This window comes from Mesobacterium pallidum, assembly GCF_019966535.1.
GTDB lineage: Bacteria > Pseudomonadota > Alphaproteobacteria > Rhodobacterales > Rhodobacteraceae > Mesobacterium > Mesobacterium pallidum.
Genome location: NZ_JAIMID010000002.1, coordinates 528,753 through 554,554, shown reverse-complemented (window position 1 = coordinate 554,554; position 25,802 = coordinate 528,753). Strand labels below are relative to the sequence as shown.

Annotated in this window: 24 protein-coding genes and 1 pseudogene; 13 read left to right on the top strand and 12 right to left on the bottom strand. The window is 66.9% G+C overall.

Annotated features, from left to right (window positions below; all coding sequences use genetic code 11):
• Nucleotides 1-26: 26 nt before the first annotated feature.
• Nucleotides 27-1,628, bottom strand: a complete 1,602-nt coding sequence (locus tag MF270_RS05145; RefSeq protein ID WP_238364778.1) for a calcium-binding protein — start codon at nt 1,626-1,628, stop codon at nt 27-29.
• A 249-nt stretch (nt 1,629-1,877) separates the two neighbouring features.
• Between MF270_RS05145 and MF270_RS05140 the strand changes: the two genes are divergently transcribed.
• Nucleotides 1,878-3,758, top strand: coding sequence for an acyl-CoA synthetase (locus tag MF270_RS05140; protein ID WP_238364777.1), 1,881 nt, complete (start codon nt 1,878-1,880; stop codon nt 3,756-3,758).
• A gap of 125 nt (nt 3,759-3,883) precedes the next feature.
• Entirely contained in the window at nt 3,884-4,231 is a 348-nt protein-coding gene (locus MF270_RS05135; protein WP_238364776.1) for a hypothetical protein, read from the top strand.
• Between the two features lie 340 nt (nt 4,232-4,571).
• On the opposite strand, the pseudogene hisD reads toward MF270_RS05135, so the two are convergent.
• The 3 genes and pseudogenes from hisD to metF form a co-directional block, all read right to left on the bottom strand.
• Nucleotides 4,572-5,504, bottom strand: a pseudogene (gene hisD, locus MF270_RS05130) (histidinol dehydrogenase); the annotation flags it as partial.
• A 42-nt stretch (nt 5,505-5,546) separates the two neighbouring features.
• A complete protein-coding gene (locus MF270_RS05125) occupies nt 5,547-6,296 on the bottom strand; it encodes an SDR family NAD(P)-dependent oxidoreductase (RefSeq protein WP_238364775.1) in 750 nt (249 codons plus the stop codon).
• 148 nt (nt 6,297-6,444) lie between these two features.
• Nucleotides 6,445-7,311 carry a methylenetetrahydrofolate reductase [NAD(P)H] gene (gene metF / locus MF270_RS05120; RefSeq protein WP_238364774.1) on the bottom strand — a complete coding sequence of 289 codons (867 nt, stop codon included), beginning with the start codon at nt 7,309-7,311 and terminating at the stop codon, nt 6,445-6,447.
• Nucleotides 7,312-7,404: 93 nt separating this feature from the next.
• Between metF and MF270_RS05115 the strand changes: the two genes are divergently transcribed.
• Entirely contained in the window at nt 7,405-8,310 is a 906-nt protein-coding gene (locus MF270_RS05115) for a LysR family transcriptional regulator (protein ID WP_238364834.1), read from the top strand.
• An 8-nt stretch (nt 8,311-8,318) separates the two neighbouring features.
• On the opposite strand, the gene MF270_RS05110 is transcribed toward MF270_RS05115, so the two are convergent.
• Nucleotides 8,319-8,525 carry a cold-shock protein gene (locus tag MF270_RS05110; RefSeq protein WP_238364773.1) on the bottom strand — a complete coding sequence of 69 codons (207 nt, stop codon included), beginning with the start codon at nt 8,523-8,525 and terminating at the stop codon, nt 8,319-8,321.
• Between the two features lie 182 nt (nt 8,526-8,707).
• On the opposite strand from MF270_RS05110, the gene MF270_RS05105 reads away from it, so the two are divergent.
• On the top strand, nt 8,708-9,022 hold the full coding sequence (locus MF270_RS05105) for an arsenate reductase family protein (protein WP_238364833.1): 315 nt from the start codon (nt 8,708-8,710) through the stop codon (nt 9,020-9,022).
• 7 nt (nt 9,023-9,029) lie between these two features.
• Here MF270_RS05105 and MF270_RS05100 read toward each other — a convergent pair whose 3' ends face one another.
• The 5 genes from MF270_RS05100 to thrS all read right to left on the bottom strand — a co-directional run bounded on the left by MF270_RS05100 (nt 9,030) and on the right by thrS (nt 13,984).
• The gene (locus MF270_RS05100; RefSeq protein ID WP_238364772.1) at nt 9,030-9,602 is read right to left on the bottom strand and encodes a DoxX family protein; all 573 of its coding nucleotides are present in this window, start codon (nt 9,600-9,602) and stop codon (nt 9,030-9,032) included.
• Entirely contained in the window at nt 9,599-10,339 is a 741-nt protein-coding gene (locus tag MF270_RS05095; RefSeq protein WP_238364771.1) for an HvfC/BufC N-terminal domain-containing protein, read from the bottom strand. Before MF270_RS05095 ends, MF270_RS05100 begins: the two co-directional genes overlap by 4 nt.
• Nucleotides 10,336-11,187: an MNIO family bufferin maturase gene (gene bufB, locus MF270_RS05090; RefSeq protein ID WP_238364770.1), complete on the bottom strand. Its 852-nt coding sequence runs from the start codon at nt 11,185-11,187 to the stop codon at nt 10,336-10,338. Before bufB ends, MF270_RS05095 begins: the two co-directional genes overlap by 4 nt.
• A gap of 74 nt (nt 11,188-11,261) precedes the next feature.
• Nucleotides 11,262-11,570: a BufA1 family periplasmic bufferin-type metallophore gene (locus MF270_RS05085; RefSeq protein WP_238364769.1), complete on the bottom strand. Its 309-nt coding sequence runs from the start codon at nt 11,568-11,570 to the stop codon at nt 11,262-11,264.
• 434 nt (nt 11,571-12,004) lie between these two features.
• Nucleotides 12,005-13,984 (bottom strand): threonine--tRNA ligase, encoded by a 1,980-nt coding sequence (thrS, locus tag MF270_RS05080; RefSeq protein ID WP_238364768.1) that lies wholly within the window; start codon nt 13,982-13,984, stop codon nt 12,005-12,007.
• A gap of 175 nt (nt 13,985-14,159) precedes the next feature.
• Between thrS and MF270_RS05075 the strand changes: the two genes are divergently transcribed.
• Nucleotides 14,160-14,828 (top strand): DNA-3-methyladenine glycosylase I, encoded by a 669-nt coding sequence (locus MF270_RS05075; RefSeq protein WP_238364767.1) that lies wholly within the window; start codon nt 14,160-14,162, stop codon nt 14,826-14,828.
• Between the two features lie 45 nt (nt 14,829-14,873).
• Here the strand turns inward: MF270_RS05075 and MF270_RS05070 are convergent, their stop codons facing one another.
• Nucleotides 14,874-15,434 carry a type 1 glutamine amidotransferase domain-containing protein gene (locus tag MF270_RS05070; protein ID WP_238364766.1) on the bottom strand — a complete coding sequence of 187 codons (561 nt, stop codon included), beginning with the start codon at nt 15,432-15,434 and terminating at the stop codon, nt 14,874-14,876.
• A 155-nt stretch (nt 15,435-15,589) separates the two neighbouring features.
• Here MF270_RS05070 and MF270_RS05065 point away from each other — a divergent pair, with 155 nt between their 5' ends.
• The 4 genes from MF270_RS05065 to MF270_RS05050 all read left to right on the top strand — a co-directional run bounded on the left by MF270_RS05065 (nt 15,590) and on the right by MF270_RS05050 (nt 19,333).
• On the top strand, nt 15,590-16,846 hold the full coding sequence (locus MF270_RS05065) for an MFS transporter (RefSeq protein WP_238364765.1): 1,257 nt from the start codon (nt 15,590-15,592) through the stop codon (nt 16,844-16,846).
• 63 nt (nt 16,847-16,909) lie between these two features.
• Nucleotides 16,910-17,647 (top strand): alpha/beta fold hydrolase, encoded by a 738-nt coding sequence (locus MF270_RS05060; protein ID WP_238364764.1) that lies wholly within the window; start codon nt 16,910-16,912, stop codon nt 17,645-17,647.
• An 89-nt stretch (nt 17,648-17,736) separates the two neighbouring features.
• Complete coding sequence (locus MF270_RS05055; RefSeq protein ID WP_238364763.1) at nt 17,737-18,336, top strand: heme NO-binding domain-containing protein; 600 nt, start codon at nt 17,737-17,739, stop codon at nt 18,334-18,336.
• Nucleotides 18,329-19,333 (top strand): GGDEF domain-containing protein, encoded by a 1,005-nt coding sequence (locus tag MF270_RS05050; RefSeq protein ID WP_238364762.1) that lies wholly within the window; start codon nt 18,329-18,331, stop codon nt 19,331-19,333. The genes MF270_RS05055 and MF270_RS05050 overlap by 8 nt, the downstream gene beginning before the upstream one ends.
• Before the next feature lie 7 nt (nt 19,334-19,340).
• Here MF270_RS05050 and MF270_RS05045 read toward each other — a convergent pair whose 3' ends face one another.
• Nucleotides 19,341-20,810, bottom strand: a complete 1,470-nt coding sequence (locus MF270_RS05045) for a mannose-1-phosphate guanylyltransferase/mannose-6-phosphate isomerase (RefSeq protein ID WP_418887859.1) — start codon at nt 20,808-20,810, stop codon at nt 19,341-19,343.
• A gap of 295 nt (nt 20,811-21,105) precedes the next feature.
• Between MF270_RS05045 and MF270_RS05040 the strand changes: the two genes are divergently transcribed.
• From MF270_RS05040 to MF270_RS05025, 4 genes are read left to right on the top strand one after another with little or no spacing between them, the layout of a single operon-like run.
• Complete coding sequence (locus tag MF270_RS05040) at nt 21,106-21,837, top strand: response regulator (RefSeq protein ID WP_238364760.1); 732 nt, start codon at nt 21,106-21,108, stop codon at nt 21,835-21,837.
• Between the two features lie 15 nt (nt 21,838-21,852).
• Nucleotides 21,853-24,132, top strand: a complete 2,280-nt coding sequence (locus MF270_RS05035) for a sensor histidine kinase (RefSeq protein WP_238364759.1) — start codon at nt 21,853-21,855, stop codon at nt 24,130-24,132.
• Between the two features lie 14 nt (nt 24,133-24,146).
• On the top strand, nt 24,147-24,635 hold the full coding sequence (locus tag MF270_RS05030; protein WP_238364758.1) for a response regulator: 489 nt from the start codon (nt 24,147-24,149) through the stop codon (nt 24,633-24,635).
• The gene (locus MF270_RS05025; protein ID WP_238364757.1) at nt 24,632-25,765 is read left to right on the top strand and encodes a sensor histidine kinase; all 1,134 of its coding nucleotides are present in this window, start codon (nt 24,632-24,634) and stop codon (nt 25,763-25,765) included. The genes MF270_RS05030 and MF270_RS05025 overlap by 4 nt, the downstream gene beginning before the upstream one ends.
• The last annotated feature ends 37 nt before the right edge of the window (nt 25,766-25,802 follow it).

The window sequence follows — 25,802 nt, the reverse complement described above, 5'->3', positions numbered from 1 at the left end:
CGCGGCGCCGGGGTCGTTGCCCGGGGTCAGAAGGCGAAATCGGCCCCGCCGAGGTCGGACAGCGCAAAGCCCAACAGCGTGATCGAGCCCTCGGCGCCGATCACGCCAAGGTCGATCACCGTGCCGCCGACCCCTTCGGAAAACGCCCCGGCGGCGTTCATCGCGGCAAAGCCGGTGCCGAAGACCGTCAGGTCCAGGCTGTCCTCGCCATCGGCGAAATCGGTGATGACGTCATGGCCGGCCGCCTTGTTGAAATGGAACGTGTCCTTGCCGTCGCCGCCGGTCATCGTGTCATTGCCCAGCCCGCCGTGGATCTGGTCTCCGCCCGCGCCGGTCGAGACGATCACGTCGTCGCCCGCGTCACCGAAGAGCACGTCGCCGCCGTCGCCCCCGGCGCGGATCGTGTCGTCGCCCGCGCCGCCATGGGCAGTGTCCTGGCCGCTGCCCATGTCGATCCGGTCGTGCCCCGCGCCGCCCCAGGCCAGGTCGTAGCCGTTGCCGGCGTCGATCGTGTCATCTCCGTCGCCGCCAAAGATCGTGTCGCCGCCCCAGTTGGACGACAGGCTGTCATCGCCCGCGCCTCCATAGATCAGGTCGGCCCCGCCGCCGCCCTCGATCCGGTTGTCCTCGGCCCCGCCGCCGATGGTGTCGTTGCCCGTGCCGCCGTCGATCGTTCCGCTGATCAGCCCCGCGCCGCTGCGGAACGCGTCATTGCCGTCGCCGAGGTCGACGTCACCGTCGATCAGCCCGGTGTTGCGGATGATGTCGGTCGTGCTCGATCCCTGGATGGCCAGCCCGTCCAGGTTCGACACGCTGATGGTGCCGCTGTTGGTCAGGGTCAACCGGTCGCCCGTCTCGCCTGCCTGGAGCTGAACGCCGACGGACCGGCCCTGCACAATGCCGTGGTTGGCAATGTCGATCGGCGCGGCCACAGCGTTGGTCGTGGTCATCACCGAAATCCCGATTTCGCCGATGATCCTGCCGGTATTGGTGATCGACCCGTTGTCGCCGGTCATGTCGATCCCGGTGTCCCGCGCCGTGACAAGGCCGTCGTTTTCGATGATGCCATTGATCCCGACGACAAACAGGCCATGGAAGCCCTGGACCGTCACCTCGCCCGAGTTCGTGATCCGCGCCGAGTCGCCGGTGATCTGGATCCCCGAGGCATTCGAGGCCACTATGCCCGCGTTCATGGCCTCGTTGCTGTCGCCGGACATGAAGATGGCGATGGAGTCGCCCCAGATCGTGCCGGTGTTGACGATGATCGACCCGTTGGACCGGAAATCCACGCCTTCGCCGCTTTGCCCGACGATCGAACCGTGGTTGATGACGGAGTTGCCGAAGGTGTCGCTACCCGGGCCGAAGAACTGGATCCCGTCGCCGCCGCCCATGACGCTGCCGCTGGCGCTGATCGCCACATCGATGTTGTTCGCAGCCCCCGAGGACACGATCCCGTCGTCGCCGGCGATGACGGCGCCGTGGACGAAATACTCGATATTGTCGAAGTCCTGGAAATCGACCGCGTCGACGGTGTTCGACACGAAACGATCCACGAGCGTGACATAGGTGTCGCCGCTGGCCGTGGCGAGGATGCCGGTGGTGGTGCTTGAATGGACGATGACGGCCATGGGGTGATCTCCGGTGAAAAGGTCTGGCGGTAGTCCTGAAACGTAATCGCTCCAATCCGCCTGATCTGCGCGATTCAGGCAAGCCCTATTGCAGGCGCGCGGCAGGCATGGGCGGCGGCGCGCCGATCCGGCGCCCCCACGTCAGGCGCCCCGTGACGTTGCGCCAAACCCCTTGCACCGGGGCGGTTCCGCGCCCAGACTCCGCGACAAGGATGCGTGCGGAGAACCGGCGCAAGGGGAGGACACCACATGACTTTCGCCAGCCGCGAGGATGCCATCGCCATTGCCGCCCAGGTCCCGTGGGACCAGCGACCGGTGCCAACGACCATTCACCAGATGCTGTCCGAGACGGCGGCGGCCTTTCCGAACCGCCCGGCGGTGACCTTCCAGCTGCAATCGGGCGTCGATGACCCCGCCGAGACGCTGACCTGGTCCGAGTTCCTTTCGCAGGTGAACCAGGCCGCGAACCTCTTCCGGTCGCTCAAGATCGGGCCCAAGGACGTGGTGGCGCTGGTGCTGCCCAACACCACCGAGACGGCTGTGGTCACGCTGGCCGCGATGGTCGCGGGCATCGCCAACCCGATCAACCCGCTGCTCGAACCCGAACAGATCGGCGCCATCCTGCGCGAGACCGAGGCGCGCGTCGTCGTGACCCTGCGCAACTTCCCCAAGACCGACATCGCCCAAAAGACGGCCGAGGCGGTGCGCCACGCGCCGCAGGTCCACACGATCCTGACCGTGGACCTCAACCGCTACCTGACGCCGCCCAAGTCCTGGATCGTTCCCTTCATCCGCCCCGCGATCCCCGGCACACACCATGCCGAGGTGAAATCCCTGCGTACCGAGATGAAGAAGCAGCCCAGGACGCTCACCTTCGACGACCCGAAACAGGACCGCGTGGGCGCATATTTCCACACCGGCGGCACCACGGGCATGCCCAAGGTCGCGCAGCACCGCTATTCCGGCATGGTCTACAACGGCTGGATCGGGCACGAGCTGCTGTTCTCGGAAACCGACAGCATCATGTGCCCGCTGCCGCTGTTCCACGTCTTTGCCTGCCACGTGATCCTGATGGCGGCGCTGAAATCCGGCGCGCATGTCGTCTTCCCGACCCCGGCCGGGTATCGCGGCGACGGCGTCTTCGACAATTTCTGGAAGCTCTGCGAACGCTGGAAGACCACCTTCGTCATCACCGTGCCCACGGCCGTCTCTGCGCTGATGCAGCGCAAGGTCGATGCCGATATCTCGACGGTCAAGAACGCGTTCTCGGGCTCGGCGCCCATGCCGCTGGAACTGTTCAACCGCTTCACCTCCGCCACGGGCATGCAGATCATCGAAGGCTACGGCCTGACCGAGGCGACCTGCCTTGTCGCCTGCAACCCGGTGGACGGCGAGAAAAAGGTTGGCAGCGTCGGCGTCGCCTTCCCCTATACCGACATCTCGATCGTGACGGTCAAGGATGGCGCGCCCGTCACCTGCGGCACTGACGAGGTGGGCGAGATCTGCATCTCGAACCCCGGCGTCTGGCCCGGCAACACCTATACCGAGGCAGCCAAGAACGCCGATCTCTACCATTTCCAGAAATACCTGCGCACGGGCGACCTGGGCCGGATCGACGCCGATGGCTACCTCTGGATCACCGGGCGCGCGAAAGACCTCATCATTCGCGGTGGGCACAACATCGACCCGGCCGAGATCGAAGAGGCGCTGCTGACCCACCCCGACGTCGCCTTTGCCGGCGCCATCGGCCAGCCCGACGCCCATGCGGGCGAGGTGCCCTGCGCCTATGTCGAACTGGTCTCGGGCGGCACGGTCACCGGCGACGAGCTGCGCGATTACGCCAAGCGCCACGTCCATGAACGCGCGGCCCATCCCAAGCATGTCGAAGTGCTGGACGAACTGCCCAAGACCGCCGTGGGCAAGGTCTTCAAGCCCGATCTGCGCAAGCGCGCGATCACCCGGATCTACAACGCCGCGCTGGAAGAGGCGGGCGTGAGCCCCCGCGTGACCGAGGTGGTGGACGACAAGAAGCGCGGCCTCGTCGCGCGCCTTGCCCCCCGCGCCGAGGACGAGGCGGTGGCGCAATGCCTCGGCGCCTTCACCCGCCCCTGGGACTGGGCCGAGGGCTGAGCGCGCCCGTTCTGACAAATCCGTGACATGCGACCCGCGTGGGACATGTTGAACTTTGCCGCGGTTGCCCGCATGGTGGTGGGCAACAAAGGACCTCTGCGACTGAGATGGAGGCGGACGAGGCGATGCGGATATTCACGGTTTTTCTGATCCTGGCGGTCCTCGCCAGTTGCGGCGGCACGTCGGGTCCACGCCCGGGCCGCGTGGTCTCGATCTCGGCCAGCGGCCCGATGAGCCGCGCCTGCATGGCCAGCGACCGAAAGGCGCGCAGCGATGCGCTCTGCGGCTGTGTCCAGGCCATGGCGAACCGCCACCTCAGCGCCTCCGAGCAATCCCGCGCCACGAAATTCTGGCGCGACCCGCAACGGGTGCAGGACATGCGCCAGTCGGACAATCCCCGGAACGAGGCGTTCTGGGCCAAGTGGAAGGCCTTCGGCGCCGACGTGGAACAGACCTGCAAGCAGGTCGCCTGAGGGCAAGCGGGCCTGGCTTGGCATGCCCTCGTCCCTGGTCGCATACGGGTACCGGGGATGCCTCCGGCGGGAGTACTTGTGGAATAATGAAAGAACGGGCGCGCCGATCCGCTTTTCATTGTGCCCCTAAACTCCGGGGAGTGTGAGGGGCTGGCCCCTCACGCCTGTGCGATCCACGGACGCCTCCGGCGGGCATATTTGGGGAAAGATGAAGGAAGGGGCGCTCTGAACCCCTTCATTTTTCCAGACATATCCCGGGGAGCGCTAGGGGCAGCGCCCCTCGCCTTCACCTGTTCCGCACCTTTGGCGCGAGGTGCAAATCCCTTTGCATCACGCGTTCCTATTCCGCCGCCCCCGCGTAGGGCACGTGCCGACCGCCGTAGCGCCGGACGCGGATGTTGCATTGCTCGGCATGGCCCGTGAAGCCTTCCAGCAGCGACAGGCGCGCGCCGCGGGCGCCGATCGCGGCCGAGGCGGAGTCGTTGGTGATCCGCTGGTAGCTGTGCGTCTTCAGGAACTTGCCGACCCAGAGCCCGCCCGTATTGCGCCCTGCGCGCCGGGTCGGCAGGATGTGGTTCGTGCCGATCACCTTGTCGCCATAGGCCACGTTGGTGCGCGGCCCGAAGAACAGCGCGCCGTAATTGCGCAGGGTGTCATGGTACCAATCGTCCCGGTCGGTCATGACCTGCACATGCTCGCAGGCCAGGTCATCCGCCACCGCCAGCATCTCGTCGTGGCTGTCGCAGAGGATCACCTCTTCGGAACCCTCCCAGCTGGGCCGCGCGGTGCGGGCGGTCCGCAGGATCGCCAGCAACCGGTCGATCTCGGCCAGCGTCGCCTCGGCCAGGGCGCGCGAATTGGTGACAAGACAGGCCGGGCTGACAAAGCCGTGCTCGGCCTGGCCCAACAGGTCGGTCGCGCAAAGCTCGGCATCCACCGTCTCGTCGGCGATCACCATGGTCTTGGTCGGCCCGGCAACGAGGTCGATGCCGCCGCGGCCGAAGAGTTGGCGCTTTGCCTTGGCCACGTAGGCGTTGCCGGGGCCGACCGGATCGATGCTCTCGGTCCCCAGCGCCAGCGCGCCGACGGCCTGGATGCAGCCCATCAGGTAGATCTCGTCCGCGCCGGCCATGTGCTGGGCGGCGACGACGGCCGGGTGGGGGCCGCCGTTCTGCGGCGGGGCGGCAGCGGCGACGCGGGGCATGCCGGCGACCTTGGCCGTCAGCACCGACATCTGGGCCGAGGCGACCGGCGGGAAATGCCCGCCGGGCAAGGGAGTCGCGTGCCCCGATCGACCCTTGGGGGGAGTTGCCCGTCAGACGCGCAGCGCGGGAAGGCCGATGCCGGTCGAATCGAACCCCCCGTCGACCGCCACGATCTGCCCGGTGACGTAGGAGGCGGCCTCGGAGCACAGGAAACCGATGACGTTGGCCATCTCGTCCTCGGACGCGTAGCGGTTCAGCGGGATCGCGTCGTGGTAGGCGGCGATGATCTCGGGCGAATGGACAGCGATCGACAGCTTGGTCTTGACCGGGCCGGGGGCGACGCAATTGGCGCGGATGCCGTGTTCGCCCAGCTCGGCCGCCTGCTGCTTGGTCAGGTGAATGACGGCCGCCTTTGAGGTGCCATAGGCCACCCGCAGGGTCGAGGCGCGCAACCCGCTGATCGAGGCGATGTTGACGATGGCGCCGCGGGTTTCCTTCAGCGCCGCCGTGCAGGCCTGGCTGACCAGGAAGACACCGTCGAGGTTCGTCTCCATCACGACCCGCCAGCGGGCGAAATCGGTGTCTTCGATGGGGCCGAAATCGGCGACGCCGGCGTTGTTGACGAGGGCGTCGATCCGGCCGGTTTCGGCCAGCACCTCGGCGACCATGCGGTCGACCTGATCGGGCTGCGAGACATCGGCGACGACCGCAAAGGCGCCCTCGAGCGCGGCGGATTCGTCCAGCAGCGCGTCGGCGTCCCGGTCGATCATGGCGACGCGGTAGCCTTGCGCCAGGAAATGCTTCGTCGTGGCCAGTCCTATGCCCCGGGCGGCCCCGGTCACGAGTGCGGTCCTGGTCATGCTTGTTCTCCCCTTGGTATACCAAGTGAAGGTTTGACCGGACCGCACCCGCCGAACAAGATTATTCTCACGAATAATCTTGGGCCCCGGCGCCGCGGAGGAAGATCTTTCGTGAGAAAGATCTTCCGGGACAGGGTGGTGCCGAGCCTCAGGCCACCTTTTCCAGCCGCACGCGCGGGGTCACGCCCAGGGCGTGGCAGACGTCGCGGGTCAGCTCGGGCCGGTTCAGCGTGTAGAAGTGCAGTTTGTCCACGCCGCCCTGGATCAGGTCATCGCAGAGCTCGGCGCAAAGCGCCGTCGCCAGCAGGTCGGCGCGCCCGTCGCGGGTCGCCTTGTCGAAGGCGTCCGAGACCCAGCCCGGGATCTTGGTGCCGCAGCGCTGGGCAAAGTTGCGCGCGCCGGCCCAGTTCTCGATCGGCAGGATGCCCGGCACGATCGGCGCGTCGAGTCCCGCCTTCTCGCAGGCATCGCGAAAGCGGAAGAAGGTCTCGGCTTCGAAGAAGAATTGCGTGATCGCCTCGGACGCGCCGGCGTCGATCTTGCGCTTCAGCCACTCGACATCGGCCTGGCCACTTCCCGCCTCGGGGTGCGGGTCGGGGTAGGCGCCGACGCGGATGTTGAATTTGCCCGTCTCGGCCAGCGCCTCGATCAGCTCGATCGAATTGGCAAAACCCTCGGGATGCGCTTGGAACGCGCCGCTGCCCTTGGGCGGATCGCCCCGCAGCGCGACGATCTCGGTCACGCCGGCGGCGGCGAATTCATCGGCCACGGCAAGGGTTTCTGCGCGGGTCGCGTTCACGCAGGTCAGGTGCGCGGCGACGTTCAGCCCGGCCGCGCGGTGCAGCGCCTTGACCGCGTCGCGGGTCAGGTCGCGCGTGGTGCCGCCAGCGCCATAGGTGACCGATACGAACCGCGGATCAAGCGGCGCCAGCACCTGCACCGTGTCCCACAGGCGGAAGGAGGCTTCGAGGTTTTGCGGCGGGAAGAATTCGAAACTGATTTGCGGGGCGGACATGGGACTCTCCAATCTCTGTTGCCCTCTTGTGGCAAACTGGGTGATGTGAGACAAACTCATAATTCTCAAAATGATCATGAGTCCGACATGAAGATGCATATCGAGTTCCGGCACCTGCGCACGGTCCGGGCGATCCACGAGGCGGGCGGGCTCGCGCGCGCGGCCGAGCTTCTGAACATCACGCAATCGGCGCTGTCGCACCAGATCAAGGGGCTCGAGGACCAGGCGGGCGTCGAGCTTTTCGTACGCAAATCCAAGCCGATGCGCCTGTCGGCCGCCGGCCAGCGCCTGCTGCGCGCGGCCGAAAAGGTGCTGCCCGAGATCGACGCGCTGCAGGCCGAGTTCATGGGGCTGCGCGACGGCTCATCGGGCCGGCTGCACATCGCCATCGAATGCCATGCCTGTTTCGAATGGCTCTTCCCGGTACTCGAGCAGTTCCGCAAGTCCTGGCCGGATGTGGATGTCGACATCCGCCCTGGCCTCGCCTTCGACGCGCTGCCGGCGTTGGTCAAGGAGGACGTGGACGTCGTGATCTCGTCCGATCCCGAAGAGCTGAAGGGCGTCGCCTTCTCGCCGCTCTTCGATTACCAGCCGGTGTTCGTGGCGTCGAAATCGAACCCGCTGGCCGAAAAGGACTGGATCGAGGCCGAGGATTTCCGCGACCAGACGCTGATCACCTACCCGGTGGAACGGTCTCGCCTCGACGTCTTCAGCCAGTTGCTGATGCCGGCCAAGGTCGAGCCCGCCGCGCTGCGACAGGCCGAGTTGACGGCGGTGATCCTGCTGCTGGTCGCGTCGAACCGCGGGGTCAGCGTGCTGCCGGACTGGGTGGTGCGCGAGGTCAAATATTCCTCGGACTACGTGACACGCCCGCTCACGCAGGGCGGCCTGACCCGGCGGCTCTATGCCGCGACCCGGGTCGAGGACCTGGAAAAACCCTTCATGGCCGATCTCATCCGCCTTGCGGGGCAGGAGGCCCGCCGGCTGCAATCGGCCTGAGGGAGAGGTCAGAGCAGCTTGATGTCGCCGGCCAGCTGCCGGCCATCGCGGCCTTCCTGCAGCTCGTAACTGACCTTCTGATTGTCCGCCAGCCCGGTCAACCCGGAGCGCTCGACTGCTGAAATATGCACGAAAACATCCTTGCCACCCTCTTCCGGCGCGATGAATCCGTAGCCCTTGGTAGTGTTGAACCACTTGACGGTGCCGTTGGGCATCGTTGATTTCCTTCTTCGACTTCTCCCGCTAAGGGCGGGTCCTCGACCTGTCGGAAACTCGACCTTTAAGCCGTTGAAATTTGCCGGCTCTTGCGAAAATAACCTTGAGTCGTATGTGAGAGGATTGCACGACGAATGCAAAAATCAAGCGACAGCACAAAATGCCGATTTTCGGAGGGCGCATGATACTTTTTGGTCTGAAGACCTGTGACACATGCCGCAAGGCATTGAAGTCATTGGAAGATGTCGAGTTTCGCGATGTCAGGAATGACGGTGTGCCGGCCGATGTCATGCAGGCAGCTTTTCACGAATTCGGCAACAAGCTGCTCAATCGTTCATCAACCACCTGGAGAGGATTGGCGGAATCCGAGCGGCAGCGTCCGGCGCTCGAGCTCCTGGCCGAGCACCCGACGCTGATGAAACGGCCCCTGATCGTGGACGGCGACGCCATGTGGCTGGGCTGGTCCAAGGACGTGCAGGCGGCGCTGGCGGGCTGACCCCGGATCACGCCGACGCGGGCAAGGCGCGGCCCTGGCGGGCGGTCAGCAGATGGTCGACTGACAGCGCACCCGCGCCCTTGATGACCAGCACCGACAGGCCGAAGACCCAAAAGGCGCGCTGGTCCAGGATCACGCCGTCCGGTGCGCGGTCGAACCAGGCGCCCAGCGTGGCGGCGTGTTCGATGCCGCCATGACCGTAAAGGTCGGTGAGGCTTTGCACCACGACAAAGCCGATCATGCCGAGGCTGGCGAGACGGGTGAAGAGGCCGAGCACGATCAGCAGCGGCAGGATGAACTCGGCCCAGGTGCCCGCGGTGACCACCGCCCAGTGGAAGAGGCCAAGCTGCGAGGCATCGTAGCCGACGGCCTCGAAGGTCTTGGGGAAGATCTGCGCATAGGCGCCTGTCGAGGGCGAGAGGAAGCCGAAGAGGCCGTCGCCCAGCTTGGTCGTGCCCGAGCGCCAGAAGTAGACCAGCAGCACGGCGGCAAACAGGAACCGCGCGGCAATGGGCAAAAGCGCGTCCAGCTTTATGACCTGGCGCACGGCGAAATCATATAGGGATATCAAGGATGTCACGGGCATTCCTCCTCTGACACGTGAACGATGGCGCCGGCCGCGAGCAGGCAGGTGAAGAGCCCGGCAAGATCGGTCTCGCCGCCCCCTTGCAGGGCCGTCTCGACCCGGGCCCCGGACCGCAGCGCGGCGATCGCATCGGCCCCGCCCGGGGGCAGCAGCCAGGGGGCCGGGTCCAGGTCCGGGCGGCCGATCATCACGTCCTGCGCGCCGGCCACCGGTTTCGGGCCGCCCGCCATGTTTAAGGCCCAGATCGCATGGATCGGCCAGGGCGAGCGGATCACCTGAACCGCTGGCGCGAGGCGCAGCCGGGCCGCCATCAGCCGCTCGGGCGGCAGCGCGGCGAGCGTTTCGGGCGCCACGGGTGTCGCATCCTCGGCATGGTAGGCGCGGCGCAGCGCCAACTCGAGCCGCGCGACATCGGCGAGGTAGGGCAGGTGCGCCAGCGGCGCGAAACCCGCCAGGAAGTCCGGCAGGTCCTGCCCGTACTCCATCATCAGCGGCGACCGGGGGGGATGGGCGCGCAGGGCCAGCCCGGCGAATTGGCGGAAGGTCTCCGGCCCCAGCAGCTTGCGCAGGACGGGAAAGCCGGTCTCCAGCGCCTCGGCCAGGCCCACGGCCACGTTGTTGCGATAGACGTCGAACCGGCGTCCGGCGGGACGGCCCGCGCCATCGGTCAACCCGGGCGGCGGGGCCATGTCGGGCGCAAGAAGCGCGGCGCGAAAGTGGGCAACGGTCATGCGGGCACCCGGGCCAGGGCTTCGGCGGCACGCAGGGCCTCGGTCCGCAGCACGGGCCAATCGGGCACGTCCGTGTCCCATTCGATCAGCAGCGGCTTCGGCCCGCTGGCCGCCAGCGTGTGGTCCAGCAGCGCCCAGACCGGGTCCGCAACCTCGCGCCCGTGGCTGTCGATCAGCAGCGGCGCGCCGTGATCGTCGGTGTCCGCATCGTGGCCGCCCAGGTGCATCTCGCCCACCGCGTCCAGCGGGAAGGCGTCGATATAGCCTTGCGGCGAGTAGCCGAGGTTGGTGGCCGAGACGAAGACGTTGTTCACGTCCAGCAGCAGCCCGCAGCCGGTGCGCCGCACAAGCTCGGCCAGGAAATCGGTCTCGGACCAGGTGCTGTCCGCAAAGGCGAGGTAGGAGGAGGGGTTCTCGAGCAGCATCTGCCGGCCCAGCACCTCCTGCACCCGGTCGATGTGATCCGCGACGCGAGCCAGCGTGGTAGAAGTGTATGGCAAAGGCAGCAGGTCGTTCAGGAACTCGGCGCCATGGGTCGACCAGGCAAGGTGTTCGGAAAAGCTGGCCGGCTGGACCGTGTCGCACAGGCGTTTCAGCCGCGCCAGGTGCGCCGCGTCCAGCGGCCCCTCGCCGCCGATCGACAGGCCCACACCGTGGATCGAGACCGGGAACCGCTCCGCAAGGGCGCGCAGCTGCGCCAGCGGGCGACCGCCGCCGCCCATATAGTTCTCGGCATGGATCTCCAGCCAGCCGACCGGGGCCGGGTCGTCCATCAGCGCCGCGAAATGCTGTGGCTTGTAGCCGACGCCGGGGCGCGGCGGCAGGGCGGGGCGATGCTGGTCGAACATGGGCGGGCCTCGTCGGGGCAAGGGATGCGCACGCGCGCCCCGGGATGCCAGGGCGCGCGGCAAGGGGTGATGGATCAGCTGTCCATCGGCAGGTCGCGCTCGAGCGCCTCGAGCGAGCCCATCCGCGCGGTGCCATCGGCCATCGCCGGCAGCTCGATCTCGGCGCAGGTGCCCGACTCGACCAGGGTCCAGGCGTTGCCCTGGTAGTCGACCTTCGAGGTGCCGGCGCAGGTGGTGCCGGGGCCGGCGGCGCAATCGTTCTCGCCGGCCAGCGACACGCCAAAGCATTTCTCCTGCGCCTGGGCGGATGCGGTGGTGACATGGGCGCTCAGCGCGGCGGCGAGGGCGCCGGCAACGGCAGCGGTCTTGAGCGTCTTGGACATGGATTTTCCCTTCAAAGTCAGTTTGTTGTCTGGGTCCGCCCGGTATCGGGCGGTGGCCCCCGAACCGGGTGGCTGAGGCAAGACTAGGCAACGCAAGGTGGCATCAGCCACTCACAGGCCCGTGCATCACGGCGCTGTCATCGGGTGTGAAGACGGAAAGTCCATCTCGGGCCGTATCACTGGGTTAAGCAGGTTTTTGTAACAAAACGCTCCCGTCGCCCGCGCCTCGCGCCGGGCGATCCGTCACAATGTTTCACGCCGCGCCGCCGCATGGCCGCCCGCGTGAGCAACGTTACAGCCCATCCGCCCACCCAGAAACGAAAAGGCCGGATGCTTTCGCGCCCGGCCCCTGCTTCATTGTTTGATAAATACCTCGGGGGGAGCGTCGCCAGAGGCGACGTGGGGGGCAGCGCCCCCCATCCCCGGCCGGCCGCTCAGCGCAGGTCCGGCGGGGTTGCCTCGAGTGCCAGCTGACCGACCACGTCGTCCAGCGTCACCACCTGGGTCTGCTTCTCGCCCAGGCGTCGGACGGTCACCGTCCGCTCCTCGACCTCGCGGTGGCCGACGGCCAGGATCACCGGCACCTTGCCCACCGAATGCTCGCGGACCTTGTAGTTGATCTTCTCGTTGCGCACATCCGCCTCGGCCCGCACGCCTTGCGCCTTCAGCGCCGCGACGACCTCGTGCACATAGTCATCCGCCTCGGACGTGATGGCGGCCACGACCACCTGGCGCGGGGCCAGCCAGAACGGCAGCTTGCCGGCATGTTCCTCGATCAGGATGCCGATGAAGCGCTCGAAGGACCCCAGCGTCGCCCGGTGCAGCATGAAGGGCCGCTTGCGCTCGCCGCTGGCGTCGACATAGCTGGCGTCCAGCCGCTCGGGCAGGTTGGGGTCGACCTGGAAGGTGCCGCATTGCCAGACCCGGCCGATCGCGTCGGTCAGATAGAAATCCAGCTTGGGCCCGTAGAAGGCACCATCGCCGGGTTCCAGCGTATAGTCCCGCCCCACGGCCTTGATCGCGTTCTCCAGCGCGCCCTCGACGTAATCCCAGGCCTCTTCGGTGCCGACACGCTTTTCGGGCCGGGTGGCGAACTTGATCTCGAACTCGGGGAAACCGAGTTCACGATAGATGTCCGCAAGGAAGTCGATGAACCGCGCGCATTCCTCCTGGATCTGCGCCTCGGTGCAAAAGATATGCGCATCGTCCTGCGTGAACCCGCGCACCCGCATGATGCCATGCAGCGCGCCCGAGGGCTCGAACCGCGCGCAGGACCCGAATTCGGCCAGGCGCAGCGGCAGGTCGCGGTAGGACTTGAGGCCCTGGTTGAACACCTGCACGTGGCAGGGGCAGTTCATCGGCTTCAGCGCGTTGATCCGCGTCTGGTCCTTGTTCTTGACCCCTGCGTCATCATCCTCGCCGTCGCGGCTTTCATCCACCTCGACGATGAACATGTGGTGCTGGTACTTGTCCCAGTGCCCCGAGGCTTCCCACAGCTTGCGGTCGACGACCTGCGGCGTGTTGATCTCGTTATACCCGCCGGCGCGCTGCTTGCGGCGCATGTAATCCTGCAGCGTGGTGTAGATGGTCCAGCCGTTCGGGTGCCAGAAGACCTGCCCCGGCGCTTCCTCCTGCATGTGGAACAGGTCCATCTCGCGGCCCAGCTTGCGGTGGTCGCGCTTGGCGGCCTCCTCGAGGAAATTGAGGTATTTCTTCAGGTCGTCGCGGTTGCGGAAGGCCACGCCCTGGATGCGTTGCAGCATCGGGCGCTTGACGTCCCCGAACCAATAGGCGCCCGAGACGCCCATCAGCTTGAAGGCATCGGCGGGCAGCTGTCCGGTGTGTTGCAGGTGCGGACCCCGGCAAAGGTCCTGCCAATCGCCATGCCAGTACATGCGGATGTCCGCGCCCTCGGGGATGCGGTCCACCAGCTCGACCTTGTAGGGCTCGCCGCTGTCCTCGTAGAACTTGCGCGCGCGGGCGCGGTCCCAGACTTCGGTCCTGACCTCGTCGCGGGCGTTGATGATGTCCTTCATCTTGGCCTCGATCTGGCCAAGGTCCTCGGGCGTGAAGGGCTCGGCGCGGTCGAAATCGTAGAACCAGCCGTTCTCGGTCACCGGGCCGATGGTCACTTTCGTGTCGGGCCAGATCTCCTGCACCGCGCGGGCCATGACATGCGCCAGGTCGTGGCGGATCAGCTCGAGCGCGGCATCCTCGTCCTGCATGGTGTTGATGGCGATCTGCGCGTCCGCAGTGATCGGCCAGGCCAGGTCCCAGTGCGCGCCGTCGACTTGGGCCGAGATCGCTTTCTTGGACAGGCTTTTCGAGATGGAGGCCGCGACCTCGGCGGGCGTGACGCCGGCCTCGAACTCACGTGCATTGCCATCGGGGAAGGTGAGGGAAATCTGGGCCATGATCTGGCTCTCCTCGTCGGTTTGGCGCCCACGGAACGCCCGGTTGCGGGTATATGTCGTGCGCGGCTTTTTGGCCCTCGCGCGCAGGGGTGTCAAGCGTCGCGGCACGGCGCTGTTGGCGTGGCGGAAAAGGCGCGATATGTTCGGTGAATGTTCCATTGATCGGGAAGCCACCATGCGTTCCTTCGACGAAATCCTGCAAATTGCCATCGACCGGAAGGGCAGCCGCGAGGCGGTGATGGACGATGTGCCCGCCATCAAGACCCCGGACGAGGTCGCCGCGCTGCCCGACAGCCAGGTGCTGGCCACCATGGCCGAGGGGATCTTTCAGACCGGCCTCGCCTGGACCGTGGTGCGCAACAAGTGGCCGGGCATTCTCGAGGCGTTCCATCACTTCGACGTGGGCCGGGTCGCGATGATGTCCGAGGATTGGTACGACGAGCTCTTGGCCGACACGCGGATCATCCGCTCGGCCCCCAAGGTACGGGCGATCCAGCAGAACGCGGTCTTCATCCAGGAGGTTGCGGCCGAGGCCGGCAGTTTCGGACGCAAGCTGGCCGATTGGCCGGCGACGGATTTCGCGGGCCTGCTGCTCTGGCTCAAGAAGAACGGATCGCGCCTGGGCGGGCAGGTCGGCGCCTATGCGCTGCGGCGGCTGGGGGTGGACAGCTACATCCTGTCGGGCAGCGTGGTCGGGCGCCTGGTGGCCGAGGGCGTGGTGGACAAGGCGCCCAGCTCGCAGCGCGACATGGCGGCGGTGCAGGCGGCGTTCAACACCTGGGCCGCGCAATCTGGGCTGCCGCTGACCACGATCAGCCGGGTGCTGGCCAAGACGGTGGATTGACGCAAGACGGCCCCCGGGGAGACCGGGGGCCGTCTTGTCACGGACTTAGGCGGCGTCGCGCATATGGCGGCCTTCCTCGATCTCTTCGACAATCTTGCCGACGAAATCCTTCAGGTCGTTCGGATTGCGGCTGGTGACGATGCCCTGGTCGGCCACGACTGAACTGTCTTCCCACTTGCCGCCGGCATTGACGACATCGGTCTTGACCGAGGGGTAAGAGGTCACGGCGCGGCCCTTGATGATGCCTGCCTCGACCAGCAGCCAGGGCGCGTGGCAGACGGCGGCGATGACCTTGCCCGCGTCATGGGCGGCACGGATGGTCTCGATCACCGTGTCCTCGACGCGCAAGAGGTCGGGGTTGATCTGGCCACCGGGCAGGACCACGGCGTCGTAGCCCGCGATGTCCACATCGGCCAGCGCCAGGTCGGCCTCGGCCTCGCGGCCCCAGTCCGAGCCCTCCCAGCCCTTGATCGCCTTTCCGTCCAGCGAGGCGACATGCACGGTCGCGCCCTTGACGCGCAGCTGGTCGCGCGGAAATTCCAGTTCGGATTGCTCGAAGCCATGGGTGGCGATGATCAGGATCTTTGCGTCTGCAATGGCAGTCATGGTGCCCTCCTTACATTCTGTGTCGCGGCCGGATCGTCCCGCCGCCTTGCCTCACCAACGGGACAGGCGGGCCGATGTTCCATCGTCTCTGGGGCTGTGACTTTTCCCCTGCTGCCCTATCTTGCAAAAGGTCCCAGCCAGCCCGGAGCCAGCCCATGACCGACAGCCACGCCAGCGAGACCGTGTTCGAGACCCTCAGCGGTGCCGAGGCGACCGACAGCCGGACCGAGGCGCGCAACGGACTGCGTCACATCGCCAGCCTGTCGATGACCAAGATCGCGGACGGGCTGATCAACCCCAAGCTGGTGCTCTCGTGGCTGCTGACCGCGCTGGGCGCACCGGCCTACCTGGTGGGCGCGCTGGTGCCGATCCGCGAGGCCGGGGCGCTGCTGCCGCAGGTCTTCCTGGCCGGCTGGGTCGCGCGGATGCGGCACCGCAAATGGGCCTGGGTGATCGGCTCGGCCGGGCAGGGGATCGCCGCTGCGCTGATCGTGCTGGCCGCGCTGACGCTCACGGGTGCGGCGGCCGGGTGGGCCATCGCAGGGCTCTTGGCGCTGCTGGCGGTCAGCCGCGCCATGGCTTCCGTGTCCTACAAGGAGGTGCTGGGCAAGACGGTGCGGAAGACCCGGCGCGGCGGGGTGACCGGCTTTGCCGCCTCGGCCGCGAGCATCGGCGTGCTGGCCTTTGCCGTGCTGCTGATCTCGGGCCTGGCGCAAAGCCAAGGCGTGGTGATCGGTGCCATCGGGCTGGCGGCGCTCTTGTGGCTGGCCGCCGCCATGCTGTTCTCGACGCTCGAGGAACTGGCGAGCGACCCGGATAGGCAGGGCGGCGGGGTCGACTGGGCGATCCTGCGCGACAACCCCCAGCTGCGCCGCTTCATCCTTGTCCGGGGCCTGCTGGTCTCGACCGCGCTGGCGCCGCCGTACCTCGTCCTGCTGGGCGGGGGTGAGGGCGGCCAGCTCGGCCAACTGGGCGCGCTGGTGCTCGCCTCGGCCGCCGCCTCTCTGGTGTCGTCCTGGATCTGGGGGCGGATGGCCGACCGCTCCTCGCGCCGGGTGCTGATGCTGTCGGGCGCGGTTGGCGCTGTGGCCATGCTGGCCGCGCTGGCGCTCGACCTTGCGGGGCTGGCGGGGGCCGTCTGGGCCATGCCCGCCGTGCTTTTCGTGCTGATGATCGCCTATCACGGCGTGCGGCAGGGCCGGTCGACCTACCTGGTCGACATGGCCCCCGAGGATCGCCGCGCCGCATGGTCGGCCGTCGCCAACACCGTGATCGGGTCGATCCTGCTGGCCGTCGGCGCGCTGGGCGGGGCGGCCGCGCTGCTGGGCCCCGAGGTCGGGCTGCTGCTGTTTGCCGGTCTCGCGGCCCTCGCGCCGGTGGCAGCACTTGGCCTCGACGAGGTCGAACGCTGAGGCATGCTTGCACCCCGGGGCCGGGCTGCTAGGCTCGGCCCAACGCAATTCCCGGGGGTCCAGATGACCGATTTCCTCGAGACGCCGCAGGGCCGGCGCATCGCCTATCACAAGACCGAAGGGCAGGGGCCCACGGTTGTCTTCCTTGGCGGTTTCGCCAGCGACATGGAGGGCACCAAGGCCGTCCACCTCGAGGCCTGGGCGCGCGCGCAGGGCCGTGCTTTCCTGCGGTTCGACTATTCGGGCCACGGGGAAAGCTCGGGCCGCTTCACCGATGGGTGCATCGGCGACTGGGCCACCGACGCGGCCGAGGTGATCGGCGCCACCACATCGGGCCCGCTGGTGCTGGTCGGCTCGTCCATGGGCGGCTGGATCTCGCTGTTGACCACGAAACGCATGGGCGATCGCATCGCCGGCCTCGTCGGCATCGCCGCCGCCCCCGATTTCACCGAAGACGGCTACTGGGCCAGCTTCGACGAGGCGCAGCGCCTTGCCATCGAGATGGTCGGCCATGTCGAGGTGCCCTCGGACTACGGCGACCCCTTCGTCATCACCCGCCGCCTGATCGAGGATGGCCGCAGCCAGTTGGTGCTGCGCGATCCCCTGCCGCTGCCCTTCCCCGTACGCTTCCTTCAAGGGACCGAGGACGAGGCGGTCAGCCGAGCCACCGCGCTGCGCCTGCTTGACCACGTCACCGGCGACGATGTGCGCCTCACCCTGGTCAAAGGCGCCGATCACCGCTTTTCGACGCCCGAATGTTTGGCACTGATCGAGTCCGCACTGGCCGAAGTGCTGCCCTGACCCCGTGAAATAGGCACAATTCTAAGCGTAGGGTTTTTTATTTACCCGGGCGGCGCCAGATGATCGCGGGGGATCATGGGTAGTGACGCATGCACGGGTTGATCAACAGGGCCATACAGAACTTTGTCCGCGACACCTACGGGGAGGCCACGTGGAAACGGGTCGCGGCCGATGCGGCCATCGACACGCCTGATATCGAGGCGATGATGGACTACGACGACGAGGTGACCTGGGCGCTGCTCGAGGCCGTTCAGGCCGCGCTGACGCGTGACCGGGGCGAGGTGCTCGAGAACATCGGCACCTACCTCGTGTCGCATCCCAACGTGGAACGGCTGCGTCGTCTGCTCAGGTTCGGCGGGGTCGATTTCATCGACTTCCTGCATTCGCTCGACGACCTGCCGGGGCGGGCGCGGCTGGCCGTCTCGGACCTCGACCTGCCCGAGATGGAGCTGCGCGAACATGGCGGCGGCCGCTTCTCGCTCACCTGCCGGGGCGGAGAGCCGGGCTGGGGCCATGTCATGATCGGCATCCTGCGGGCGCTGGCCGACGACTACGGCGCGCTTGTGATGCTGGAATTCCGCGACCGGCGCCGCGGGGACGAGATCGTGGATATCGCGCTGGTCGAACACGACTACGCCGAGGGACGCGATTTTCGCCTGGCCGGCAGCGGGGACACTGGCCATGGCTGAACGCTTCAACAGCAGCCTCGACATCCTATGCCCCATGCATGTCCGCCTGTCCGCCTCGGGTCACATCCTGCACGTCGGTCCGACCCTGGCCAAGCTGCGCCCGGGCCGCGCGCTGGTGGGCGAGCGGTTCCTCGAGGTGTTCCGCATCGAGCGGCCGCGCGTGCTGACCTCGGTCGAGGAGCTGCGCCGCGCCGTGGGCAGCAAGCTGCACCTCGAGTTCCGCGACCCGCCGCGCAGCGGGCTCAAGGGCGTCGCGGCCCATGCCGGCGAAGAGCTGGTGGTGAACCTGTCCTTCGGCATCAACATCCTCGACGGGGTCGAGCAGTTCTCGCTGACCTCGGGCGATTTCGCCTCGACCGACCTGACGGTCGAGATGCTCTACCTGATCGAGGCCAAGACCGCCGCCATGGAGGCGATGCGCGACATGTCCCTGCGCATGCAGGGCGCCAAGATCGCTGCCGAGGAACAGGCGTATACCGACACGCTGACCGGTCTCAAGAACCGCCGGGCGATGGATCACGTGCTCGACCGGATGATCCGGTTGGGGCACGAATTCGCGGTGATGCATCTCGACCTCGATTACTTCAAGACCGTCAACGACACCTTTGGCCACGCGGCGGGGGACCACGTGCTGCAACAGGTCGCGCGCATCCTCGTGGACGAGACGCGCGACGACGACACCGTGGCCCGGGTCGGCGGGGACGAATTCGTGCTGATCTTCGACCGGCTGGCGGATCGCGGCCGGCTCGAGTCGATCGCGCAGCGCATGATCAGCCGGCTCGAGAAACCGATCCGCTACCAGGACAACATCTGCCGCATCTCGGCCTCGGCCGGCACGGCACTGTCGTCCTTCTACGATGTGCCCGATGCGGCGCAGATGCTCGATGACGCGGATGCGGCGCTTTACATGTCCAAGCGGCGCGGGCGGGCGCAGCACTGCTTTTTCGACCCCGGCCTGCCGGATCTGGGCGATGGATCGACGACGGCGGCGGAATGATCCGACCTCAGCCCTTGCTGCCCTGGCCGCGGGCGTAGACGTCATCATAGCGGGTGATGTCGTCCTCGCCGAGGTAGGACCCGGTCTGCACCTCGATCAGCACCATCGGCACCTTGCCGGGGTTCTCCAGCCGGTGCTTTGCGCCCAGCGGAATGTAGACCGACTGGTTCTCGGTCACCAGCGTGACGCTGTCGTCGACGGTGACACGGGCCGTGCCCTCGACCACGATCCAGTGCTCGGACCGGTGCACGTGGCTTTGCAGCGACAGCGCCTGGCCGGGCAGCACGTGGATGCGCTTGACCTGGAACCGCTCGCCCACGACAAGGCTTTCGAACCAGCCCCAGGGGCGGTGATCCAGCGGGAATTCCGTGGCTTGCGAGGCGTTCTTTGCCTTGAGGGCGCTGACCGCCAGCTTGACTTGCTGGGCCGAGCCCATGTCGGCCACCAGCACCGCGTCGTTCATCGCGATGACCATGACGTTCTTCAGCCCGATCCCCACCAGTTCGAGCCGCTCGCTGTCCGACCGCAGCAGCGTGTCCTCGCAGTCGATGGCCGTGGCCGCGCCGCCGGTCACGACCCCGTCCGCATCCGGCCCGCTTTCGCGCCAGACCGCGTCCCAGCCGCCCAGGTCCGACCAGCCGGCGTCGAAGGGCACGACACTGAGATTGCCCGCCCGCTCCATCACGGCGTAGTCGATCGAGATATCCTCGGCCCGGGCCCAGGGCCCCGGGGCAAGCCGCAGGAATCCAAGGTCGGGCTCGGCCTGCGCGACCGCGTCGCCCACCGGACGGACAAGACCCGGCGCATGGGTCTCGAAGGCCGCAAGGATGTCGCGGGCGCGGAACAGGAAGATCCCGGCGTTCCACAGGAAATTACCTGCCGCCAGCATGTCCTCGGCCCGCGCGGCATCGGGTTTTTCGACAAAGCGCGACAGGGCCACCGGCGCGCCGCTGCCGTCGGGCGCCGCGGTGAGCTCGAGGTAGCCATAGGCGGTCTCGGCATGGGTGGGCCGGATGCCGAAGGTGACCAGCTGCCCGGCCTCGGCCGCCTCGACCCCGCGCTCGACCGCGGCGTGGAAAGCATGCATGTCAGGCACCACGTGGTCCGAAGGCGCGACCAGCAGCAGGCCATCGGGGTCCTTGGCGGCGATGTACAGCGCGGCGGCCAGAACGGCGGGCGCGGTGTTGCGGCCCTCGGGCTCGATCAGGATGGCGCCCGGCTCGATCCCGGCCGAGGCCAGCTGTTCGACCACGATGAAGCGGAAGTCGGCGTTGGTCAGCACGATCGGCGCGGCGAATCCCTCGCCCGTGAGACGCCGGACCGAGGCCTGGAACAGGGTCTCGGGCCCCGTCAGCTGCACGAACTGCTTGGGAAAGCTCTTGCGCGACAGAGGCCAAAGCCGGGTGCCCGACCCGCCGCAAAGAATAACCGGATAGATCAAGGGTGGTCCCCTTCCATTTTGCGCTGCCGCGACCATGCAGCGACCCGCGCCCGGATCGCCGCGCCAGATGATCCGTACCCGGGACGCCGATGCAAGTCCATCCCGGCCCGGGCGCCGCTTCGCCTGGGGGTTGGGGCATATCTGCCGCAGGCTGTGCGGCGGCCGGAATGGGAACCTATGGGCGAAACTGCCTAGAATTGGCCGCTTTGTTGTCGGTCCCGTTAACAGTTTGTTCAGCGCCTGCGCGCAGTTTTGCAGTTGACGTTGTGTAATCTTGGGTCGGACCGCTCCGTTCGGGTGGGCTGGACCTTTTGAGGGAAAGGGTAACCCGATGACTTCTGTTGCCACGCAGGACCATGCTCCGACGATTGCTCCGGGTGCAGACGGGGCCATGCTTCGGGCGCTCGTGCTCGACGACAACCCGATCGATCGCAAGCGCCTGCGACGGCTGTGCACCAAGGCGGGGCTGCACCTCGATTTCTCCGAGGCGGGCAGCCTGGCCGAAATGCGCGCCCGCATGGACGACGACGCCTTCGACATCGTCTTCATCGATTACCACCTGGGGATGGAGACGGGGCTGGACGCCCTACGCATGCTGCTGGCGCACGAGGACCAAAGCCAGGCGATCCCGATCATGGTGACCAGCTTTGCCCGCCACGACATCGCGGTCGAGGCGATGCGCGAGGGCTGCGCGGACTACCTCATCAAGGAAGAACTCGGCGTCGGCGCGCTGCGCAAGTCGCTGTCCTCGGCCTTCGAACGGCGCATCCTTCTGACGGCGCTGGGCGAGGCCAAGGTGATGCAGGGCAACCTGCGCAAGGCCATGCTGCGGTTCCGGAATTCCTGCGGCCCCGAGATGCGCGGCATCATCGGACACGTGCTGAAATCGACCCGCGACCTGCGCAAGAGGGCCGCCGACGATCCGGATATGTTGTCGAGCCTCACCGCGCTGGAACGGGGCTGCGGCGATCTCACGGTGCTCTTCGACGACCTGATGACGGTGGCCGAAGACCTGGAAAAAAGCGGCACGGCACGCCTCGAAGCGCCCCGTTGGCCGCAGTAGGGCCGGGCTTTAGGCATGGTGTTGCGCTCACTGACGTCCAAGGTCGTTGCCGTGGTCGCCGGGGCGACCGTGGTGACGGCCATCTTCTTTACCGTGTCGAACTACCTGCAGGTGCGGGACCGTGAATATTCGCCGCTGCTCGACCGTCTGCACCTTGCGGCGGATGTCTCGGCCGAGAACATCCGCAACAGTTTCAACCTGCTGGTGGTCGATGCCAACACTCTGGCCGACATCCCGCCGGTCAAGCGGATCCTGCTCGAGGCCACAGAGATCCTGGCCGACGGGATGCCGATAAACCAAGAGAGCCTGCCGCGCGCCCCGCAGCTGGCGGAATACATGCGCGCCGCCATCTCGCGCCGACCGACCTACACGCAGATGCGGATCCTGTCGCGGGAAGGCAACTGGAAAGAGATCCTGCGCATCGACCAGACGGCCGATGGCGTCGAGATGGTCGAATTCGAGCGGTTGCAGACCAAGGGCCACCGCGATTATATCCAGCCGCTCATCGAGAACCCGAACCACAAGCCATACTTCTCGGCCATAAGCGAGAACATCGACCACGGCGTGTCCGATGGCACCATCACGACCCGTTATGTCCGGCCCATCCGCGACGGCGAGGGCGTGTTGCTGGGCGCGGTCATCATCAACGCCGATTACGAGGCGCTGATCCGTCATTCCCTGCCCGAAGCGGCCGAGAAATACGACCTCTTCGTCGTGACAGACAGCCTGGATGTCATGCACCTGAACGTCGGCATGCAAAACCAGGAGATGGTCCTGCACACGGACCCGGCCTGGACGCCGCCGCCCCAGGCCGACCTCGTGGAAACGGGCATCGAATGGGGGCTGAGCGGCATCCGAGACGGCATGGTCTTTGCCATCGTTCCCACCGTGATCGAAGGCCGCGGCGTGCCCTTTGGTGTCAACGTGCTGGCCCAGATCCCCGAAGCCGCGCTCTTGTCCGAGGCCAACGCGGTGCTCTGGGACAACCTCAAGAACGGCATCGTGATGACCGTCCTGGCGGCCATGATGGCCTGGGCCATGGCGCGGCGGCTGATGGCGCCGCTGCTTGGCCTCACCGAATCGATCCGCACGCGCCGGGACTGGACGCAGCCGATCACCGTCAAGACAAACGGCCAGGACGAGGTGTCGGTGCTGGCACAGAATTTCTCGGTCATGTCGAACGAGCTGGTGCGCATTTCGGCCCGTGCCCGTTCTGTCGTCGACGCCGCTGCGGACGGGATCGTCACGATCAACACGGAAGGCCTGATCGAAGAGGTGAATCCCGCCTTTGTCGAGATTTTCGGCTATGCGCGCGAGGAACTCGTGGGGCATCCGCTGGCCATGCTGATGCCGCACGAGATCGGGGTGCTCCACCAGGGTTTCGTCGACAAGTCCGAGATTGACACCGCCGGGAGCATGATGGCACCCGACCGTGACATCTACGGCATCCGCAAGGACGGAACACACGTGCCGCTTGGCATATCGGTCAGCGCCGCGCGCTACGCGGACCGGACCCATTTCATCGGCGTGGTCCGCGACGTGACCGAAGAACGCGCCGCCGAGCGGCAGCGCGAGGCGTTGATCGCCGCGCTGCGCCGTTCGAACGAAGAGCTGGACCAGTTCGCCTATGTCGCCTCGCACGACCTCAAGGCGCCGCTGCGGGTGATCGACAACGCCTCGCGATGGCTCGAGGAGGATCTCGAGCAATACCTCGACGACGACACGCGCGAGAGCATGGAACTGATGCGCAGCCGCGTCCGCCGGATGGAGCGTCTGCTGGACGACCTGCTGAGCCATTCGCGGATCGGCCGGATCGCGCTGCCCGAGGATTTCGTGTCGGGCGACGAGCTGGTCCAGGGCGTGATCGAACTGTTGCCGCAACGCGACGGCATCGAGGTCAGCTTCGACCCCGCCTTTTCGAAGATCACGGTCGATCGGCTGCCGCTGCAGACCGTGCTTGTCAACCTGGTGTCGAATGCCATCCGTCACCACGACAAGCCCGCGGGCGAGGTGCGCGTCGGCGTGACCGAGCAGGGTGACGGGCTGGAGTTCACCGTGGCCGATGACGGGCCGGGAATCGATCCGCGCTACCACGACAAGATCTTCGGCATGTTCCAGACGCTCAAGTCGCGGGACGAGATGGACACGAGCGGCATGGGCCTGGCGATGGTGCGCAAGCATCTCGACCTTGTCGGCGGCGAGATCACGGTGATTTCGGACGGGCAGTCCGGAACGACGTTCCGCCTTGCCTGGCCCACGAACCTCCCGAACGAAGGAAAGCAGGCCGCAGCATGAATGGATCCGACGTCATGACTCCCGGAAACCTCGACAAGTTGCTGCGTGACCCGGCGGACGGCGGTCTGGCCAACATCATCCTGGTCGAAGATGATGACGGCGATGCCAAGGCCGTGCGGCGGGCGCTGCGCAATGCGCGGATCGCCAACCCGGTGCAGCGCGCCCGCAACGGGATCGAGGCGCTTGCGCTCTTGCGTGACCGTGGCGCGCCGCGGCACTACGTCATTCTTCTCGACCTCAAGATGCCGCTGATGGATGGGCATGAATTCCTGCGCGAAGTGCGGGCCGACCCGATCCTGCGCCGGGCCGTCGTCTTTGTCCTGACGACGTCGAACGACGACCGCGACCTGACCGCCGCCTACGAGCACCAGGTTGCCGGCTTCGTGCAAAAGCGCAATGTCGGCCCTGATTTCCTGAACCTTCTCAATACCCTGGGATGGTACTGGCGTGTCATCGACCTGCCCGACATGTACCTGCTGCCCGGCCAGACGCCCAACGCATGAAATCCCTCGCGACCCTGATCATCGACGATGACCGCGGCGATCGGATGTCGCTACGCCGGACCATGCGCCGGCTGGGCATCGCGCGCAATCCGATCGAATGCGCCGATGCGGCCTCGGCCCTGGCGCTGGTCGAGGATCACATGGATCTCATCCTGCTCGACCACCTTCTGCCCGGCGCCAGCGGCACCGAGGCGTTGCAGCCCCTGCGAGCGAAGTGGCCCCAGGCCGGGATCATCCTGCTGACCGGCCACGGCAACGAGGAGATCGCGAAGACCGCGATCAAGAACGGCGCCAACGACTACCTGGCCAAGTCCGCCCTGACCGAGGGGCGGCTCGAGCACGTGATCCAGACCGCCGTCGGGGTGGCGCGCATGCAGTTCCAGCTCGAGGAACAGCGCCATGACCTCGAGATGTTCACCCATGTGCTGCTGCACGACGTCAAGGCGCCGATCCGCAACATCCGTTTCCTGGCCGAAACGCTCAAGGAGGACCTGCTGGACCATGCCGACCCCGAAGTGCAGGACACCATCGCGCTGCTGGACCGCAGCGCCGCGGACCTGTCGCAGCTGGTCGAAAGCCTCGCGGTGCATGTGAACGCGCAAAAGGACGAAACCCGCAAGCTGGTCCGCGCGGCCGAGCTGGTGGACCGCGCCCGCCGCGCCGTGGCGCGCGACCTCGAGCTGACGGGCGGGCGGCTCGAGACAGATATCGCCGAGCTGTCGGTCTGGTGCGAACCGGCCCCGTTGGCGCAAGTGATCCAGAACCTTCTGGCCAATGCCATCAAGTATGGCGGCAAGGACCCGCTGGTCCGGGTCCGGGTCACCGAGGAAATCCCGGGCCAGGCCACGTTTCGCGTGACCGACAGCGGCATCGGCGTACCCGAGGAGTACCGCGAAAAGATCTTTGCCCCCTTCACCCGCGGCGCCAATGCCGGGGACCTTCCGGGCTCGGGCCTGGGGTTGGCGACCTGCCGCAAGATCGTGCGCCGACATGCCGGGCAGATCTGGCATGAACCGGCGCCCTGCGGCGGGTCGACCTTTGTCATGCGCCTGCCCATGGGCGCGGTCGAGGGCGAGCCGGACGCGACCGAGCTGACCGAGGATACAGAGGTGCCTTTCCCGCTGCCCTGAGCCGGGGCCGCGCTTGACCCTGCCGGGCAGGCGCGGT

Excerpts from the sequence above, each read along its gene's own strand:
- MF270_RS05145 (WP_238364778.1), bottom strand. The coding sequence starts at position 1,628 with ATGGCCGTCATCGTCCATTCAAGCACCACCACCGGCATCCTCGCCACG.
- MF270_RS05140 (WP_238364777.1), top strand. The coding sequence starts at position 1,878 with ATGACTTTCGCCAGCCGCGAGGATGCCATCGCCATTGCCGCCCAGGTC.
- MF270_RS05135 (WP_238364776.1), top strand. The coding sequence starts at position 3,884 with ATGCGGATATTCACGGTTTTTCTGATCCTGGCGGTCCTCGCCAGTTGC.
- MF270_RS05125 (WP_238364775.1), bottom strand. The coding sequence starts at position 6,296 with ATGACCAGGACCGCACTCGTGACCGGGGCCGCCCGGGGCATAGGACTG.
- metF (WP_238364774.1), bottom strand. The coding sequence starts at position 7,311 with ATGTCCGCCCCGCAAATCAGTTTCGAATTCTTCCCGCCGCAAAACCTC.
- MF270_RS05115 (WP_238364834.1), top strand. The coding sequence starts at position 7,405 with ATGCATATCGAGTTCCGGCACCTGCGCACGGTCCGGGCGATCCACGAG.
- MF270_RS05110 (WP_238364773.1), bottom strand. The coding sequence starts at position 8,525 with ATGCCCAACGGCACCGTCAAGTGGTTCAACACTACCAAGGGCTACGGA.
- MF270_RS05105 (WP_238364833.1), top strand. The coding sequence starts at position 8,708 with ATGATACTTTTTGGTCTGAAGACCTGTGACACATGCCGCAAGGCATTG.
- MF270_RS05095 (WP_238364771.1), bottom strand. The coding sequence starts at position 10,339 with ATGACCGTTGCCCACTTTCGCGCCGCGCTTCTTGCGCCCGACATGGCC.
- bufB (WP_238364770.1), bottom strand. The coding sequence starts at position 11,187 with ATGTTCGACCAGCATCGCCCCGCCCTGCCGCCGCGCCCCGGCGTCGGC.
- MF270_RS05085 (WP_238364769.1), bottom strand. The coding sequence starts at position 11,570 with ATGTCCAAGACGCTCAAGACCGCTGCCGTTGCCGGCGCCCTCGCCGCC.
- thrS (WP_238364768.1), bottom strand. The coding sequence starts at position 13,984 with ATGGCCCAGATTTCCCTCACCTTCCCCGATGGCAATGCACGTGAGTTC.
- MF270_RS05075 (WP_238364767.1), top strand. The coding sequence starts at position 14,160 with ATGCGTTCCTTCGACGAAATCCTGCAAATTGCCATCGACCGGAAGGGC.
- MF270_RS05070 (WP_238364766.1), bottom strand. The coding sequence starts at position 15,434 with ATGACTGCCATTGCAGACGCAAAGATCCTGATCATCGCCACCCATGGC.
- MF270_RS05065 (WP_238364765.1), top strand. The coding sequence starts at position 15,590 with ATGACCGACAGCCACGCCAGCGAGACCGTGTTCGAGACCCTCAGCGGT.
- MF270_RS05060 (WP_238364764.1), top strand. The coding sequence starts at position 16,910 with ATGACCGATTTCCTCGAGACGCCGCAGGGCCGGCGCATCGCCTATCAC.
- MF270_RS05055 (WP_238364763.1), top strand. The coding sequence starts at position 17,737 with ATGCACGGGTTGATCAACAGGGCCATACAGAACTTTGTCCGCGACACC.
- MF270_RS05050 (WP_238364762.1), top strand. The coding sequence starts at position 18,329 with ATGGCTGAACGCTTCAACAGCAGCCTCGACATCCTATGCCCCATGCAT.
- MF270_RS05045 (WP_418887859.1), bottom strand. The coding sequence starts at position 20,810 with ATGGTCGCGGCAGCGCAAAATGGAAGGGGACCACCCTTGATCTATCCG.
- MF270_RS05040 (WP_238364760.1), top strand. The coding sequence starts at position 21,106 with ATGACTTCTGTTGCCACGCAGGACCATGCTCCGACGATTGCTCCGGGT.
- MF270_RS05035 (WP_238364759.1), top strand. The coding sequence starts at position 21,853 with ATGGTGTTGCGCTCACTGACGTCCAAGGTCGTTGCCGTGGTCGCCGGG.
- MF270_RS05030 (WP_238364758.1), top strand. The coding sequence starts at position 24,147 with ATGACTCCCGGAAACCTCGACAAGTTGCTGCGTGACCCGGCGGACGGC.
- MF270_RS05025 (WP_238364757.1), top strand. The coding sequence starts at position 24,632 with ATGAAATCCCTCGCGACCCTGATCATCGACGATGACCGCGGCGATCGG.